Genomic DNA, 16,034 nt, shown 5'->3' on the forward strand with positions numbered 1-16,034 from the left:
ATGAGCACCCCCGTCACCACCGCCTCTCCCTCCGCGTCCACGCCGACCGGCGGAGGCCACAAGGGCGCGCCCCGCCTGCGCACACCCCGCAAGAAGCACACCCCCGGGCGCCCCAAGCGCAGCGTGCTGCTGACCGTGCTGACCGGTCTGGTCCTGGTCTACACCGTGGTGCCGCTGCTGTGGCTGGTCATCAACGCGACCAAGACGCAGCAGGGACTCTCCGACTCCAACGGCCTGTGGTTCGCCCACAAGTTCGCCCTCTGGTCGAACATCCACGACACGTTCACCTACCACGACGGCATCTTCGGCCGCTGGCTGCTGAACACCCTGCTCTACGTCGTGCTCGGCGCCGGCGGTGCCACCTTCCTGTCGATCCTCGGCGGCTACGCGCTGGCGAAGTTCAACTTCCCCGGGAAACGCGCCGTCTTCGCCGTGGTCATCGGCGCCGTGGCCGTACCGGGCACAGCCCTCGCGGTGCCGACCTTCCTGATGTTCAGCAAGGTGGGGCTGACGGACACCCCGTGGGCGGTGATCATCCCGTCGCTGGTCTCGCCGTTCGGCCTGTACCTGATGTGGGTGTTCGCCACCGAGGCCATCCCGGTCGAACTCCTCGAAGCCGCGCGGATCGACGGCGCGGGCGAGATCCGCACCTTCTTCCAGGTCTCCCTGCCGCTGCTCGCCCCCGGTGTCGTGACGGTGCTGCTGTTCACCACGGTCGCGACCTGGAACAACTACTTCCTGCCGCTGATCATGCTCAGGGATCCGAACTGGTACCCGCTGACCCTGGGCCTGAGCGCCTGGAGCTCCCAGGCCCAGACCATCGGCGGCGACGTCATCTTCAACTTGGTGATCACGGGTTCGCTGCTCACCATCGTGCCGCTGATCGCCGCGTTCCTGCTGCTGCAGAAGTACTGGCAGTCGGGTCTCGCCGCCGGAAGCGTCAAGGAATAACCCAACCCTCAAGAAGTCCCACCCACGAAGAAGTGGAAGCACCTCCATGCGCAGAACCACCAGCCGCCTGCTGCGCGGCCTCGCCGTCCTCTCCGTCCTCTCCCTGGGCGCGACCGCGTGCGGCAGCTCGGACGACAGCAGTTCCAGCAGCAAGGCAGTCTCCGCGTCGGACATCCAGGCGGCCCTGAAGAAGGGCGGCACGGTCAACGTGTGGGCCTGGGAGCCCACGCTGAAGACGGTCGCCGCCGACTTCGAGAAGAAGTACCCGAAGGTCAAGATCAACCTGGTCAGCGACAAGTCCGGTGACAAGTACTACACCGCGCTGTCGAACGCGATCGCGGCCGGCAAGGGCGTCCCCGACGTCGCCCAGGTCGAGTACTTCGCGGTGAGCCAGTACTCGCTCACCAAGGGCCTGACCGACCTGGCGCCCTACGGCGCCGACAAGCTGGCCTCCAAGTACACGGCCGGTCCGTGGAACGCGGTGAGCGACGGCTCCAAGGTCTACGGCCTGCCGATGGACTCGGGCCCGATGGCGATGTTCTACAACAAGAAGGTCTTCGACAAGTACAAGATCGCCGTCCCCACCACGTGGGACGAGTACGTCGTCGCGGCCCAGAAGCTGCACAAGGCCGACCCGAAGGCGTACATCGCCAACGACGCCGGTGACGCGGGCTTCACCACCAGCATGCTGTGGCAGGCCGGTTCGCGCCCCTACAAGGTCGACGGCACCAAGGTGACGGTCAACTTCGAGGACGCGGGCGCCAAGAAGTACACGGAGACCTGGCAGAAGCTGATCGACCAGAAGCTCCTCGCGCCGATCAACGGCTGGACCGACGACTGGTACAAGGGCCTCGGTGACGGCACCATCGCCACCCTGACCACCGGCGCCTGGATGCCCGCCAACTTCGTCAGCGGTGTCGCCGGTGCCTCCGGCGACTGGCGCGCGGCCCCGATGCCGCAGTGGACCGCGGGCGGCAAGTCCAGCGCGGAGAACGGCGGTTCGTCCCTCACCCTGCCCACCCTGGGCAAGAACAAGGAACTCGCCTACGCGTTCGTCCAGTACGCCAACGCCGGCGCCGGCGTCCAGACCCGCGTGAACGAGGGCGCCTTCCCGGCCACCAAGGCCGAGCAGCAGTCCGCGGCGTTCCAGAACAAGGCGTTCCCGTACTTCGGCGGGCAGCAGGCGAACAAGATCTTCGCCCAGTCCGCGTCCGAGGTCGCTTCCGACTGGTCGTACCTGCCCTTCCAGCAGTACGCCAACTCGATCTTCAACGACACCGTCGGCAAGGCCTACATCTCGGGCACCACGCTGGCCCAGGGTCTGAAGAGCTGGCAGGACGCCTCGGTCAAGTACGGCAACGAGCAGGGCTTCACGGTCAACAAGTGACCCGCTCGAAATAACGGCTCGAAGAAGTAACCGGCACCACCCCGGGAGCCGCCGCTGAGCAGCAACCGCTCAGCGGCGGCCCGCCCGGAATCCACCACGCATCTCGTACCGCCTGTGCAGTAACCGGAAGGACCACCATGATCTCCACCCTCCTGTCCCAGTTGCGGCACGGGCCGGACGGTGAGCCCACCACCCCCCGCCTCGCCTACGGCGCCGACTACAACCCGGAGCAGTGGCCGCGCGAGGTGTGGGACGAGGACATCCGGCTGATGCGTGAGGCCGGTGTCAACATCGTCTCGGTGGGGATCTTCTCCTGGGCGCGCATCCAACCGGCCCGGGACGAGTGGGACTTCGGCTGGCTCGACGAGGTCATGGACCTGCTGCACGCGGGCGGCATCGGCGTCGACCTGGCCACCGCGACCGCGTCCCCGCCGCCGTGGCTGAGCACGGAGCACCCGGAGATCCTCCCGGTGACCGCCGCCGGCGAGACCCTCTGGCCGGGAGGCCGCCAGCACTGGCGTCCCACCTCGCCCGTCTTCCGCGAGCACGCGCTGCGCCTGGTACGGAAGTTGGCCGAGCGCTACGCCGACCACCCCGCGCTGGTCGCCTGGCACGTCTCGAACGAGCTCGGCTGCCACAACGTCTACGACTACTCCGACGACGCGGCCCGCGCCTTCCGCGACTGGCTGCGCGCCCGCTACACGACCATCGACACGCTCAACCAGGCCTGGGGCACGGCCTTTTGGTCCCAGCGGTACAGCGACTGGGAGCAGATACTCCCGCCCCGGCTGGCCGCCTCCTTCCCGAACCCCACCCAGCAACTCGACTTCAAGCGCTTCTCCTCCGACGCGCTCAAGGACCATCTCCGCGCGGAACGCGACCTGTTGCGCGAGATCACCCCCAACGTGCCGGTCACCACCAACTTCATGGTGATGGGCAACACCAAGGGCATGAACTACGCCGACTGGGCGAGCGAGATCGACTTCGTCTCCAACGACCACTATGTGCTGCCCGGTTCGCAGGACCGCGACGAGCTGTCCTTCTCCGCGAACCTCGTCAGCGGGATCTCCGCCGGCCGGCCGTGGTTCCTGATGGAGCACTCCACCAGCGCCGTCAACTGGCAGCCCGTCAACGTCGCGAAGCGCCCGGGCGACCTGGCCCGCGACTCCCTCCTGCACGTAGCGCACGGCGCCGACGCCGTCTGCTACTTCCAGTGGCGCCAGTCGGCCGCCGGTGCCGAGAAGTACCACTCGGCGATGGTCCCGCACGCCGGGGAGGACAGTGAGGTCTTCCGCGCGGTGGCCGAACTCGGCCGCACGCTGCGGGCGTTGGCCCCCATCGCGGGCACGGACCGGGAGACGGCCCGGGTCGGCATCGTCTTCGACTGGGAGTCCTGGTGGGCGAGCGAGCAGGACTCGCACCCCACCGACCGCCTCGACTACCGCCAGGAAGCGCTCGACTGGTACTCCGCCCTCCTCGACCTCGGCGTCCGCGCCGACATCGTCACGGCGCAGACCGCCCTGGACCGCTACGACGTGGTGATCACGCCGGTGCTGCACATGATCCCGGCGGCCCTCTCCAAGGAACTCACGCGCTACGTCGAGCAGGGCGGTCACCTCGTCTCCACCTACTTCTCCGGTGTCGTCGACGAGAACGACCACATCTGGCTCGGCGGCTACCCGGGCGCCCTGCGCGACCTGTTGGGCATCCGCATCGAGGAGTTCGGCCCGCTGCTCGACGGCGACACGGTCGAGCTGGACCTCGACGGCACCGCCACCGGCTCCCTGTGGACCGACCGGATCACGGTGACCGACGCCGAGGTGGAGGTGCTGGCCCACTACCGCAGCGGTGCGTACTCCGGCCGTCCCGCCGTCACCCGCCGCACGGTGGGCGGGGGTTCGGCCGCGTACGTCTCCACGCGCCTGGGCCGCGAGGGCCTCGCGGGTCTGCTCCCCGAGCTGCTCGCGCCGGCCGGTGTCGGCAGTGAACTCCCGGACACCGCACGGGGAGTTGTGGAGCTGACCGTGCGCCGGAACGCCGAGAGCCGCTATCTGTTCCTGGTCAACCGCACCGACGGGACAGTGCCGTTGACCGGTCTCACCGGCGAACTCCTGGTCGGCAGCGCGGGCGAGGACGGCTTCCCGGTCCTCTCCCCCAGGGATGTCGCCGTAGTACGCCGGCCCGCGAACTGACCGACGAATCAAGTGAGTTCGAGCAGCCCCCGGCGGACGGCCTCCGACACGGCCGCCGCCCGGTTGTCGACCTCGAACTTGCGGTAGATCCGCACGAGATGGGTCTTGACCGTGGCCTCGCTGAGGAACAACGCCTCGGCGATGGCCCGGTTGCTGCGCCCCTCGGCCATCAGCCGGACGACATCGATCTCGCGCCGGGTCAACTCCTGGGCGGGGCTGACCACTTGACCGACGAGTTCACCGACGACGTCCGCCGCCAGCCCGACCGATCCAGCGGCGGCCGCACGGACGGCCTGGAACAGCTCCTCCGGCGGCCCCGCCTTGAGCACGTAACCGCGCGCGCCGGCCTCCAACGCCCGTACGACATCGGCCCGTCCGGCGTAGCTGGTCAACATCACCACCGCCACCCCGGGCGCCTGCACACCGAGCCGCCGGAGGGCCTCGACGCCGTCGATCCCGCTCCCCGGCCCGGCGAACCGCAGATCCATCAGTGCGACGTCAGGCGTCAACCGGGCTGCCAGGCGCACGGCTTCCTCGCCGCTCCCGGCTTCGCCGATCACGTCGAGGTCCGGTTCGCCGTCGAGGAGGGCGCGCAGTCCGGCCCGTACGACGGTGTGGTCGTCCGCGATCAGGACGCGGAGCGGTCCGGCGGTCATGAGGTGGTCGCCGTGGCGAGGGGGGCGACCGGCTGGATCCGTGGCACGGCGGACACCGTGGCGCGGATCCTGGTCCCGCGCCCCGGCACGCTGCTCACGTCGAGGTCTCCCCCGCACTCACGCAGCCGCGCTCTGGCGGCGGGCAGCCCGAAGCCGCGGTCCGCTCGGGCACCGGCCGCGAAGGCCGCCGCGGGGTCGAAGCCCCGTCCGTCGTCGCTCACTTCGAGTTCCACCCGGTCCCGGTGCTGCCGGTAGGTGACCAACACGCTTGCCGCGTCGGCGTGTTCGCGTACGTTGGCCAACGTGCTCTGGGCGACGCGGAAGAGGACGGTGGCCGTGTGGTCGTCGAGTACCGGTTGATGCGCGCCCACCGCGCGGAACTGGACCCGAGCCCCGGCGCCCTCCGTCCGCGACCGGGCGCACAGCAGCCGTAGCGCGTCCTCCAGGCCCGCCTCGGCGACGGCGGCGGGAGTCAGGTCGCGGATGATCCGCCGGGTCTCCGTCAGATTGGCGCCGAGTCCGTCGGCCACGGCGCGGACCCGGGTGCGGGCCACGTCGGGCCGCTCGTCCCAGTCGCGTTCGGCCACCTGCAACAGCATCACGCTGCCGGCGAGTTCCTGGGCCAGGGTGTCGTGCAGGTCGCGGGCGATACGGGTGCGCTCCGCGAGCACGCCGGCCTGGCGCTGTTGCTTCGCCAACGTGTCCCGGGTGGCGCGCAGTTCCTCGACGAGCCGCTGTCGTACGGCCGCGTCCCGCTGTTGGGTCCGGTAGAGGGCGACGGTCGCCCACACCGCCGCCACGGGGACCAGCGCGACCTCGGGGTCGAACCCGCCGGTGGAGCGGACGAGCGAGCCGACGAGTACGACGGTGATCACGGCCACCGTCACCACGGCGGCCCGGCGGCCGAGCACGCGCAGGGCGGCGCAGGCCAGCGGAACGGCGCACCACACGTAGGCAGTTGTCAGCGGCGGCTGGGTGAGGAAGGTGAGCACGGTCCACAGCAGGAGCAGGACGGGGACCCAGGCGCGCCGGCCGAACGGCCCGAGCCGGTCCCACCACGTCAGTCCGGCCGCGTACACCAGGGCCAGCGCTCCGCTGAGGCTCACGATGTACCAGCACAACGGGACGTCGACGAGGGCGAGCCGGACGAAGCCCGCCCCGACGACGAGGAACAGCGCGAGATGGGAGACGTGCTCCAGGGTGAGCCGACTGCCGCGAGCGGTCAGCGGAGCGCGAGCGGACACGGCAGATCCCCTTGGGCCACTTGATCCGGACAGGGCCCCCGAGTCTATCGACCACCTGTATGACCGGTGTGAGCAGTGGGGCTCGTCACGCGCCCGGGTGCAGCCCCAGCCAGCCCGGCGAGGGATCGCCCTTGACCTCGCCGAAGTAGAGGGCGAAGGTCTGCTTCCAGCGCTCGACCTGAGCGCGGTCGGCCATGAAGCGGGGGAAGCCGTCGATGTTCGCGTTCGGGTACTCCCAGAGCGGCTTCAGTCCCGCCGGGAGCGTGGTGTCGGTCCGTACCGACCAGCCGTTGAAGGACGCTCGCTGCTGGGTGTCGGACAGCTGCCAGTTGAGGTAGAGCTTGGCGGCCGTGGTGTTCTTGGCCTGCTTGAGGATGGCGGCGCGCTGGCCCCAGGCCATGAAGGGGTCGCTGTCGGGAACGACCCACTTCACGGGAGACGTGGAGACCAGCGTGCCCGATGTCGCGACGCCGATCGCCTTCTGGCCGCCGCGAACCGCGTCTCCCGGGGAGTTGCTGCCCCGGGCGAACCGCACGTCCTGCCCGGCGAGCGCGGCCACCCACTCCCAGCCATAGCGCTGCGCGTACAGCGAGTAGAGGTAGAGGGACGCGTCGTCGTCGTGCGGGTAGGACGAGGCGATCTTCCCCTTCCACTTGGGGTCGATCAGGTCGAGCGGGGTCTTCGGGGCGTCCGCACCGACCGCGGCGACGTCGTACAGGAAGCTGAAGGCGACCGCGCCGATGGCGACCCAGGCGCCCTGCGGGTCCTTGAACTTGTCGTAGACCTTCGAGAACCCGGCCGGCCTGTAGGGCAGCAGCCGGCCCTGCTCCTTCCACCGCGTGAAGTCCTGCAGCGTCTGGAGCTGTACGACATCGGGGACCAGGGTGTCGGTCGCGAACTGGTTGTCCACGCGGACGTCGTGGTACTTGCTGTAGTCGACGATCAGCGTCAGTTCCATGTCGGGGAAACGCTTCTTGAAGGCCGCCTTGGTGGCGTCCTGCTGGGTCGGTGTGTCACCTCCGGCATAGACGACCAGCTTGCCGCCGTCCGCGAGCGCGTCCCGGTACAGCTCGTCGAGCGTTCGGCTCTCCTCGGCTCCGGAACCGCTCCGCGAGGACCGCGCGGCCGAGGTGGCGGAAGCGGGCGTGGCAGCGAGCACACTCATCCCGAGGGCGGCACCGGCTCCACCGGCGAGAACACGTCGTCTGCTGAGAAAACTGGACACGATGGGGGCCTCTCTGAGGGGGGCGTGAGGCCATGTGCCGCGTGGGCCGGAACCCTGCGTGCCATGGTCATCCGTGATTCTTCAGCCGCCCGGGGGCCGCTCGCGTCGTCCGTACGGAGCGAGGGATGTGCGTGAGGTTGAAGTCCCGTTCAACCGATCGGTTGAACGGGATGTCGCCAACCAGGGAGTTCCGTCACTCCTGCGCCGGGCGCAGCCCCGTGACCGTGACCGACACGAGGCGTCGTACCGCCGCCTTGGACGGCAGGACGCCGGCCGCGGCGAGGGCGTGGAGGCAGTAGGTCGCGAGTTCGTCCGGGGAGACGTCGGCGCGGATGTCGCCGGCCTGGGCGCCCTCGGCCAGGAGTTCGCGGAGGAAGCGGTGGAGGTGCTGCTCGGCGCCGACGACGTGGTCGCCCTGGTGGAGCAGCGCGCCGAGTTCGGGGCCGTGGCCGTGGCGCCGTTGCTGGATGAAGGCGTACGCCTCCAGTACCGCTCGCAGCCGCTCCCCCGCGCTGCCGGAACCGTCCCGGAGTTCGGCGAGTTCGCGGAGATGACCGGCGATCTGCTGCTCGTGCCACGCCGTCATGATCGACTCGACGTCCGGGAAGTACTTGTACAGCGTGGCGCGGCCGATACCGCTCTCCTCGGCGATCTTCGACATCGTCACCGAGCGCAGCCCGCGCTCGGTCACCAGCACCGCCGTGGTCTCCAGCACCGTGTCGCGTACGGCGCGGCGGTGCTCCTCGATGGTCTCGTTCCAGAGCTTCGGCACCGCCTCAGCATACGTCTTGCCGCCATCGAGACACTATGCATTGACAGCGACACAGTGTCTCGATAAAGCTGCCGAAGCAGCCGAAGCAACAGACGGGCCGACCGAACCGAGGAATCGAACCCATGCTCACCGCCGAAGCGCACATCCCCACCGACCGCGCCAGCCGCTATCTCGTACAGCTCTGCAAGCACTTCGCCAACAAGGGCCGACACCTGGGCCATCGCCCGCGCGCCCACGCACTCCCGGAGGTTCCTCTAGACCGGATCGAGGTCGAGTGGACGGACGACGAGGGGCTGCTCCGCCTGCCGTGGGGCCAGTGCACCCTGCGGGCCCTTCCCGGCACGCTGCGCGTGCGCGTCGAGGCCGACGACCAGGAGAACCTCGAACGACTTCAGGACCTCGTCAGCACCCACCTGGCGAGGTTCAGCAAGCGCGATCCGTTGAGGGTGGAGTGGGGGACGGGTCCCGCCACGCACACTTGATACCCCCAGGGGGTATAGTCCTGCCGACACACATCGGAGAGGGGCGGGTTCATGGGAGCCATCGGGCACGCGTTGTCCATTGCCGGTTCGATGACCTGGGAGGTCACCTGGGCGTTGATCCTCGGGTTCACACTCTCGGCTGTCGTGCAGGCGGTGGTGCGCCGGTCGACGGTCGTACGGCTGCTCGGTGACGACCGGCCGCGCACGCTCGCCCTGGCCGCCGGGCTCGGCGCGGCCTCGTCGTCCTGTTCGTACGCGGCCGTCGCGCTCGCCCGTTCCCTGTTCCGCAAGGGCGCGAACTTCACGGCGGCCATGGCCTTCGAGATCGCCTCCACCAACCCGGTCGTCGAACTCGGCGTGATCCTGGCCCTGTTGATGGGCTGGCAGTTCACCGCCGCCGAGTTCGTCGGCGGACCGATCATGATCGTCGTACTCGCGGTGCTGTTCCGGCTCTTCCTGCGGCAGCGTCTGCTGGACCGGGCGCGGGAGCAGGCGGAGCGCGGGCTGGCCGGTTCCATGGAGGGGCACGCGGCGATGGACATGTCGATCGGGGGCGAGGGGAGCTTCGTCCGTCGGCTGTTCTCGCGGGACGGGTTCACGTCCGTCGCGCACATCTTCGTGATGGAGTGGGCCGCGATCCTGCGCGACCTGGTGGCCGGGCTGCTGATCGCGGGCGCGATCGCCGCCTGGGTGCCGGACAGCTTCTGGCACACGTTCTTCCTCGCGGACCATCCCCTCGCCGCGAAGCTGGTCGGCCCGCTCGTCGGACCGTTGGTGGCCATCGCGACCTTCGTCTGCTCGATCGGCAACGTGCCGCTCGCGGTGGTCCTGTGGAAGGGCGGCATCAGCTTCGGCGGGGTGATCGCCTTCATCTACGCCGACCTGCTGATCCTGCCGATCCTGAACATCTACCGGAAGTACTACGGCGCCCGGACGGCCGGCTTCCTGCTGGTCACCTTCTTCACCGCGATGGCCGTCGCCGGGTACATCGTCGAGTTCGCCTTCGGCGGTCTGGGGCTCATCCCGGACCAGGCCGACGCCAAGATCCCCGACGACGGGATCACCTGGAACTACACGACCTGGCTGAACATCGTCTTCCTGCTGCTGGCCGCGAGTCTGGTCGTACGGTTCCTGCGCAGCGGCGGTCCCGCGATGCTGCGGATGATGGGCGGTTCACCGGATCACGGCGAGCAGGAGCAGGAGCACGAGCACCACGACCACCACTAGCCAGGGACGCACCGACCGCCGAATTCGCGGGCCGTCACGGTCAGTTCACTGTAAAGAACCTTGACAGACGATTGGTCTAGTCCAAATATGGTCGCTGTTCGTCCCGGTCAGGGGCGGCTTCTCTCCTTTCAGCATGGGAGCGTCAATGAGACGACCTGGGCCTCTTCGCGCGTCGCTGTCCTGCGCGGCCGTAACCGCCTTGTCCACGGGGCTTGTTGCTCTCGGCGGGGGTGACGCGAGCGCCACGCACCGCGTGCCGCCCATGCCGGACCATGTGGCGGCGCCGTACTTCGAGGCATGGACCGGTGAGAGCCCGGCCGCGCTCGCGGCGGCCTCCGGCAACAAGTACCTCACGATGGCCTTCCTGCAGACCGAGGCGGCCGGCTCCTGCACGGCGTACTGGAACGGCCTGCCCGCGCAGCCGATCTCGAAGTCCACGTTCGGCAAGGACATCGCGACGATCCAGGCGCGCGGCGGCAATGTCATCCCGTCCTTCGGCGGGTACAGCGCCGACACCACCAACACCGAACTGGCCGACAGCTGCACCGACGTCGACGCCATCGCCAAGGTCTACGAGAGCCTGGTCACGACGTACGGCGTGAGCCGGATCGACCTCGACATCGAGGCCGACTCCATCAACAACACGGCCGGCATCGACCGCCGCAACAAGGCGATCGCGAAGGTGCAGCGCTGGGCCGAACGCACGGGCCGCAGCGTGGAGTTCTCCTACACCCTGCCGACCACCACCACCGGTCTGGCACCCAACGGCGTCGCCCTGCTGCAGAACGCGGTCGACAACGGCGCGCGCGTGGACGTCGTGAACATCATGACGTTCGACTACTACGACGGCGCCACCCACGACATGGCGGAGGACACCAAGACCGCCGCGACCGGGCTGCACGCCCAACTCGCCGCGCTCTACCCGAAGAAGAACCCGGCGAAGCTGTGGAAGCGGATCGGCGTCACGGAGATGCCCGGCATCGACGACTTCGGTCCGGCGGAGACCTTCACCACGCAGAACGCGGTCACGGTGAGCAAGTGGGCCGCCGCCCGGGGCATCAACACGCTGTCCTTCTGGGCACTTCAACGCGACAACGGCACCTGTGTGGGCACCGGGGGCGCCAACAACTGCTCCGGGATCGCCCAGGACACCTGGTACTTCAGCCACGCCTTCGAGTCGCTTACCCGGAGGTGACGGGGAGCGTCAACTCCCAGGTGTCGACGCCGTAGTCGAGGGCCATGCCGTGCCGTTCGTACAGCGCGAGCGCGTTGCTGGTGTTGTCGGTGTCCACGCCCAGGCCGATGCGGTCGCGGCCCAGCGCCGCGTAGTGGCCGAAGGCGTGGCGGAGGAGGTGGCTGCCCAGGCCCCGGCCGCGGGCCTGGCGCAGGACGGCGATGTTGCTGATCCAGGCCATCGAGGCGCGGTCGCCGTGGGTGCGCAGCATCGCGGCGTCCCCGAGGCCGTCGACGTGGGCGGTCCAGATCAGTGACCAGTCGACCCGCTCGGCGTCGATGTCGTCCAGCCACTGGGCGTAGGTGCGGTACTGGAAGTCGAAGTGCTCGGTCATCGCTTCCTGGAGCAGCGCGTGGGCACGCCGCCGGTCCGGTTCCGTCAGGCAGGGGCGCAGAGTCACGCCGGGCGGGGCGGACGGCAACGGGTCGGCTGCCGAAGAGAGTTGACGGGCCATCACGTTGTAGCGGCGGACCGGGCGCCAGCCTCGGCCGCGCAGCGCGTCCGTGTCCATGGTGGGTGCGAGGGTGAGGTGCAGGTGCACCACCGCTCGCCGTGCCCCGTTGGCGGCGGCCCGTTGCGCGGCCCGGGTCTCCATCAGGTCGAACAGGTGGAGAGCGCCCGGGAGTTGACCGGGCACGATGTAGTGGTCGATGTCGATCCGGTCGCCGCCCGAGTCGTCCCACAGCAGGCCGTATCCGATCAGGCGGGCACCGTCGAAGAGCAGCCAGGAGTCGTGCTCCAGGTCCACCTCGGGGTGCTTCAGGTCCGCCTGGATCTCGGACAGTTCGGTGTCCTCGCGGCCGATCTCCAGCAGGTCGATCGCACAGAGCAGGGCGCACACCTGCGCCGCGTCGTCCGGTGTGGCCGGGCGCACGCTCAGGCCGGGCGGCGGAGGCGTAGGGGCGGTCATGGAGCCACTGTCGGCCGATCGCCCCCAACTCGCAACGGAGTTTCCGGGAGCCCTCCCCGGGGCGGCGGCGCGTCAGTCCTGCATCATCTCGCGCACCAGCGGCGCCACCTTCGTGCCGTAGAGCTCGATGTTGGTCATGAGGGCGTTGTGGGGCATGCCGGTGATCCCGTACTTCAGGTTGAAGCGGGTCGCGTCGAGGGTCTTGAGGGTGGCCGCGATCTTGCGGGCGACGGTCTCGGGCGAGCCGACGTGCAGGGCGCCGCCGGGGCCGACGTCCTGCATGAGGCTTTCGCGGGTCGGGGTGCGGAAGCCGCGTTCCCGGGCCACGCTCGCGATCAGTTGCTGGAAGGCCGGCACGAATTCCTCCACCGCCTGTTCGTCGGTCGCGGCGACATGGCCGGGGGCGTGCACGCCGATGGGGCGCGCGGGGTGGCCGAACTCGGCCAGTGCCCGCCGGAACAGCTCGGAGAACGGGGCGAAGCGGGCCACGTCGCCGCCGATGATCGCCAGCATCAGGGAGAACCCGTACTGGGCGGTGCGGACGACCGACTGGGGGCTGCCGCCGACGCCGATCCAGGTGGGGATCGAACCCGTCTCGCTGTGCGGGTAGACGGAGATGCCGTCGAGGGCGGCGCGGGTGTTTCCGGACCAGGTGACGGGCTTCTCCTTGAGCAGTTCGGCGAAGAGCGCGACCTTCTCCTCGAAGAGCTCCTCGTAGTCGTTCAGGTCGTAGCCGAAGAGCGGGAAGGACTCGGTGCTCGATCCTCTGCCGAGGATGACTTCGGCGCGGCCCGCGGAAACGCCGTCGAGAGTGGCGTAGCGCTGGAAGACGCGGACCGGGTCGTCCGAACTGATCACCGTAACCGCCGAGTTGAGGCGGATGTGCTCGGTGCGCGCGGCGATGGCCGCGAGGACGACGTCGGCGGCGGACAGCGGCATCGCCTCGGTGTGGTGCTCGCCGATGCCGAAGTGGTCGACGCCCACCTGGTCGGCGAGAACGCCTTCCTCGACGAGCCGGCGGATGGCCTGACCGTGGGTCAGCGGCGTGCCCTCGGTGTCGTTCGTGACGTCACCGAAGGTGTCCAGGCCGAGCGTGATGTCGAAAGGAGTGGTCGGGGTGGTCATCTCGTGCTCCTTGGGTCTGCTCGGTGGGTCAGGTGGCGATACGGCGCATCACGCCGAGGAGCCGGGTCAGGTCGGAGGCGTCGACGTGGTCGAGGACATGGCGCCGGACGCTGGACAGATGGGCGGGCCAGGCCTCCCGGAGGCGGGCGAGGCCCTGGTCGGTGAGGACGGCGTTCCAGCCGCGGGCGTCCTCGGCGCACCGCTCCCGGCCGACCAGCCGCTGCGTCTCCAGGCGGGTGACGATGCGGGTCATGCCGCTCAGCGAGAGGTTGCAGACGTTCGCCAGCTCGCTCATGCGCATGCGCCGGTCGGCGGCCTCGGAGAGGTGCATGAGGGTCGTGTACTCGGACAGCGGCAGGCGCTGCTCGCGCATCATGTCGGCGTCGACGGCCCGGGGCAGCACGAGCATCACCCGGGCGAGTTCGCGCACCAGTTCCTCCTCGTGCGGACTCATGGGGCGCAGGGGCTGCTCGGGCGTGGTCATGCCACCAGTTTACTTGATTGACGAAACAAGGAAGTGGCCCGAAGACTGCGTCCGCCTCCGACCTCCCGTGCTCACCGGACGGGCGGCTCGGCCCCCGTCGTATCCGCATGGTCGTGGTAGCGCAGCAGGAGCATCGCCGCGTCGTCGTGGAGCGGTCCGGCCGTGTGGCGGACCAGGTCTTCGCGCAGGGTGTCCAGGGCGCTCTGCGCGTCGGTCTCCTTCAGCAGGTGCGCCCGTTCGCCCAGCGGATAGAAGGTGCCGCGATCGTCGCGGGCCTCGGTGACGCCGTCGGTGTACAGCAGCAGTTGCTCGCCCGGGGCGAAGCGCACGGGGAACGGCTTCGGGCTCTCGCTGCCCTGCGCGCCGCCGAGGCCGAGCGGCGGGGCATAGGAGGGCGGGACCGGGAAGTCGGCGGTGCCGTTGCGCCGGACGACCATCGGGGGCGGGTGGCCGTAGTTGAGGAAGAGCACCTCGTGGTCCGTGTCGATCTCGGCGAGGACGGCGGTCACGAACTTCTCGTCGGACAGGACGCGGGAGACGCTGCGTTCCAGGCGTTCGCCGAGTCCGACGAGGTCGGGTTCGTCGTGCGCGGCCTCGCGGAACGCGCCGAGGACCACGGCGGCCGTCTCCACGGCGGCCAGGCCCTTGCCCTGTACATCGCCGACGATGACCCGCACGCCGTGCGGTGAGGCGACCACCTCGTACAGGTCACCGCCGATTCGGGCCTCGGCGACGGCCGAGGTGTACGACACCGCCGCCTGAAGGGGGCCGGCGGTCAGGGGCACGGGTCGTAGCAGAACCCGCTGCGCGACCTCCGCGATGGAGCGAACGCTGGCGAGTTCGGCCTCGCGGCGGCCTCGCATGACGGCGGCGGCGATGCCCGCGCCGGTCACGCCGACCACCGACACCATCGCCAGGAAGCCTCGGCGTTCCTGGAACAGGCCGTCGTAGAGGCCGAGTCCGACGCACAGGGCGAGCGCCGCCGCGCCGAACCAGGCGGTACGGCGCCAGCCGCCGACCAGGCCCGCGAAGGCCGGTCCGAGGGAGGCCAGCGGGAGGAACCCGAGGCCGGGGCCCGTGACGAGGTCGCCGACCGCGACCACCGCCATGACCGCGGCCGGGAGCCAGGTCAGCACGGAGAGACTGCGCTGCGGCTTCGCTGCGGCCATGGTCCACTCCAAGGGCGTCGCGGCTTTCGGGGGCCGCCTTCCGCAGGGGCCCCTCCCCCACCTTTGGACATCGCAAGGCTGCCAGGCAATCCCCCGGGCGTGCCCGGCGCTTTACCCAATTGAGTCCGAGAACGGACATTTCCTGATCGGCGACAACCAACTGGCGCCGCCTGGTTGCCGATCACGGACTCCGGGCAAGTGAAGTGTGTAGGACCGGCCGCGCAAGGTCTGCGGCGGCCCCGGTGCGGTGGCGCCGCGGGGATACCGGGTTGTCCTAGGAGGGGAAGTGATTCGCCATGCGTACGCATCGGCGTACCCATAGGCGTTCCGTACGCGTGGAGTACCTGCTGCCCGACGAGGCCGCGTCGGCCGGTCAGGCACGGAAGCTGACCTCGGAGTTCCTCGCGCGTTCCCGCCATCAGCTGGCTCGGGTGGACGCGGAGCAGATCGACGACGCGACGCTCATCGTGTCCGAACTCGTCGCCAACGCGACCGAACACGGCCGCGGCGAGTGCCGGCTGCGTCTCCAACTGTCCGACGAGCGGGTCACGGTCGAGGTCTACGACGACAACCCGACCCCGCCCCGCGTACGGCCGTTGACGGCCGAGGGCGAGAGCGGACGCGGCCTGGCCATGGTCCGCTGCCTGGCCAACCGCCTGGACGTCACCCCGCTCACCGGCGGCGGCAAGCGGGTCCGCGCGATCCTGGCCATCTGAACCGGCCTCGCGCGGGGTCGCTCAGCGGACGACCAGCGGCGGTACGACGGGCACCTCCGGGGCGCCGTCGATGTCGGCCTGCGTCATCCGGAACTCGACGGGGTACGCCTCGCGCCGGGTACGGCGGTCGGGTTCGGTGGTGCGCCACATGTAGAGGCAGCGGGCGCATTGGAGTACGTCCCATACGCCGGGTACCGGCGAGGTGGTCACGGTGTCGACCGTGTCGTGGGCGCAGCGGGGGCAGATCATTACGGGTGACT

16 protein-coding genes are annotated in these 16,034 nt (G+C 69.6%); 7 read left to right on the forward strand and 9 right to left on the reverse strand.

Annotated features, from left to right (window positions below; genetic code table 11):
- From ACIBK4_RS11580 to ACIBK4_RS11590, 3 genes are all read left to right on the forward strand, one after another.
- Positions 1 to 951 carry a carbohydrate ABC transporter permease gene (locus ACIBK4_RS11580; protein WP_398994436.1) on the forward strand — a complete coding sequence of 317 codons (951 nt, stop codon included), beginning with the start codon at positions 1 to 3 and terminating at the stop codon, positions 949 to 951.
- A gap of 46 nt (positions 952 to 997) precedes the next feature.
- Positions 998 to 2,338: an ABC transporter substrate-binding protein gene (locus tag ACIBK4_RS11585; RefSeq protein ID WP_398994437.1), complete on the forward strand. Its 1,341-nt coding sequence runs from the start codon at positions 998 to 1,000 to the stop codon at positions 2,336 to 2,338.
- A 137-nt stretch (positions 2,339 to 2,475) separates the two neighbouring features.
- Positions 2,476 to 4,530 (forward strand): beta-galactosidase, encoded by a 2,055-nt coding sequence (locus ACIBK4_RS11590; protein WP_398994438.1) that lies wholly within the window; start codon positions 2,476 to 2,478, stop codon positions 4,528 to 4,530.
- Positions 4,531 to 4,538: 8 nt separating this feature from the next.
- On the opposite strand, the gene ACIBK4_RS11595 is transcribed toward ACIBK4_RS11590, so the two are convergent.
- The 4 genes from ACIBK4_RS11595 to ACIBK4_RS11610 form a co-directional block, all read right to left on the reverse strand.
- Positions 4,539 to 5,186 (reverse strand): response regulator, encoded by a 648-nt coding sequence (locus ACIBK4_RS11595; protein WP_398994439.1) that lies wholly within the window; start codon positions 5,184 to 5,186, stop codon positions 4,539 to 4,541.
- Positions 5,183 to 6,430, reverse strand: a complete 1,248-nt coding sequence (locus ACIBK4_RS11600; RefSeq protein WP_398994440.1) for a sensor histidine kinase — start codon at positions 6,428 to 6,430, stop codon at positions 5,183 to 5,185. The genes ACIBK4_RS11595 and ACIBK4_RS11600 overlap by 4 nt, the downstream gene beginning before the upstream one ends.
- Positions 6,431 to 6,515: 85 nt before the next feature.
- Entirely contained in the window at positions 6,516 to 7,655 is a 1,140-nt protein-coding gene (locus tag ACIBK4_RS11605; protein WP_398994441.1) for an ABC transporter substrate-binding protein, read from the reverse strand.
- 193 nt (positions 7,656 to 7,848) lie between these two features.
- Entirely contained in the window at positions 7,849 to 8,427 is a 579-nt protein-coding gene (locus tag ACIBK4_RS11610) for a TetR/AcrR family transcriptional regulator (protein WP_398994442.1), read from the reverse strand.
- Positions 8,428 to 8,549: 122 nt separating this feature from the next.
- Between ACIBK4_RS11610 and ACIBK4_RS11615 the strand changes: the two genes are divergently transcribed.
- From ACIBK4_RS11615 to ACIBK4_RS11625, 3 genes are all read left to right on the forward strand, one after another.
- The gene (locus tag ACIBK4_RS11615) at positions 8,550 to 8,909 is read left to right on the forward strand and encodes a DUF2218 domain-containing protein (RefSeq protein ID WP_398994443.1); all 360 of its coding nucleotides are present in this window, start codon (positions 8,550 to 8,552) and stop codon (positions 8,907 to 8,909) included.
- A 51-nt stretch (positions 8,910 to 8,960) separates the two neighbouring features.
- Positions 8,961 to 10,136, forward strand: coding sequence for a permease (locus ACIBK4_RS11620; protein ID WP_398994444.1), 1,176 nt, complete (start codon positions 8,961 to 8,963; stop codon positions 10,134 to 10,136).
- Between the two features lie 262 nt (positions 10,137 to 10,398).
- On the forward strand, positions 10,399 to 11,331 hold the full coding sequence (locus ACIBK4_RS11625; RefSeq protein WP_398994445.1) for a chitinase: 933 nt from the start codon (positions 10,399 to 10,401) through the stop codon (positions 11,329 to 11,331).
- Here ACIBK4_RS11625 and ACIBK4_RS11630 read toward each other — a convergent pair.
- The 4 genes from ACIBK4_RS11630 to ACIBK4_RS11645 all read right to left on the reverse strand — a co-directional run bounded on the left by ACIBK4_RS11630 (position 11,318) and on the right by ACIBK4_RS11645 (position 15,058).
- Positions 11,318 to 12,280 carry a GNAT family N-acetyltransferase gene (locus tag ACIBK4_RS11630; RefSeq protein WP_398994446.1) on the reverse strand — a complete coding sequence of 321 codons (963 nt, stop codon included), beginning with the start codon at positions 12,278 to 12,280 and terminating at the stop codon, positions 11,318 to 11,320. The two genes, ACIBK4_RS11625 and ACIBK4_RS11630, sit on opposite strands and share 14 nt — an antisense overlap.
- Positions 12,281 to 12,352: 72 nt before the next feature.
- The gene (locus tag ACIBK4_RS11635) at positions 12,353 to 13,405 is read right to left on the reverse strand and encodes an Atu2307/SP_0267 family LLM class monooxygenase (RefSeq protein ID WP_398994447.1); all 1,053 of its coding nucleotides are present in this window, start codon (positions 13,403 to 13,405) and stop codon (positions 12,353 to 12,355) included.
- A gap of 28 nt (positions 13,406 to 13,433) precedes the next feature.
- Complete coding sequence (locus ACIBK4_RS11640; RefSeq protein WP_398994448.1) at positions 13,434 to 13,889, reverse strand: MarR family winged helix-turn-helix transcriptional regulator; 456 nt, start codon at positions 13,887 to 13,889, stop codon at positions 13,434 to 13,436.
- A 71-nt stretch (positions 13,890 to 13,960) separates the two neighbouring features.
- The gene (locus ACIBK4_RS11645) at positions 13,961 to 15,058 is read right to left on the reverse strand and encodes a PP2C family protein-serine/threonine phosphatase (RefSeq protein WP_398994449.1); all 1,098 of its coding nucleotides are present in this window, start codon (positions 15,056 to 15,058) and stop codon (positions 13,961 to 13,963) included.
- 296 nt (positions 15,059 to 15,354) lie between these two features.
- Here ACIBK4_RS11645 and ACIBK4_RS11650 point away from each other — a divergent pair, with 296 nt between their 5' ends.
- Complete coding sequence (locus ACIBK4_RS11650; protein WP_398994450.1) at positions 15,355 to 15,774, forward strand: ATP-binding protein; 420 nt, start codon at positions 15,355 to 15,357, stop codon at positions 15,772 to 15,774.
- A gap of 21 nt (positions 15,775 to 15,795) precedes the next feature.
- Here ACIBK4_RS11650 and ACIBK4_RS11655 read toward each other — a convergent pair whose 3' ends face one another.
- Positions 15,796 to 16,023 carry a non-oxidative hydroxyarylic acid decarboxylases subunit D gene (locus tag ACIBK4_RS11655; protein ID WP_398994451.1) on the reverse strand — a complete coding sequence of 76 codons (228 nt, stop codon included), beginning with the start codon at positions 16,021 to 16,023 and terminating at the stop codon, positions 15,796 to 15,798.
- Positions 16,024 to 16,034: the final 11 nt, after the last annotated feature.

Origin of the sequence: Streptomyces sp. NPDC050528 (assembly GCF_044457795.1) — a bacterium.
Taxonomy (GTDB): Bacteria; Actinomycetota; Actinomycetes; order Streptomycetales; family Streptomycetaceae; genus Streptomyces.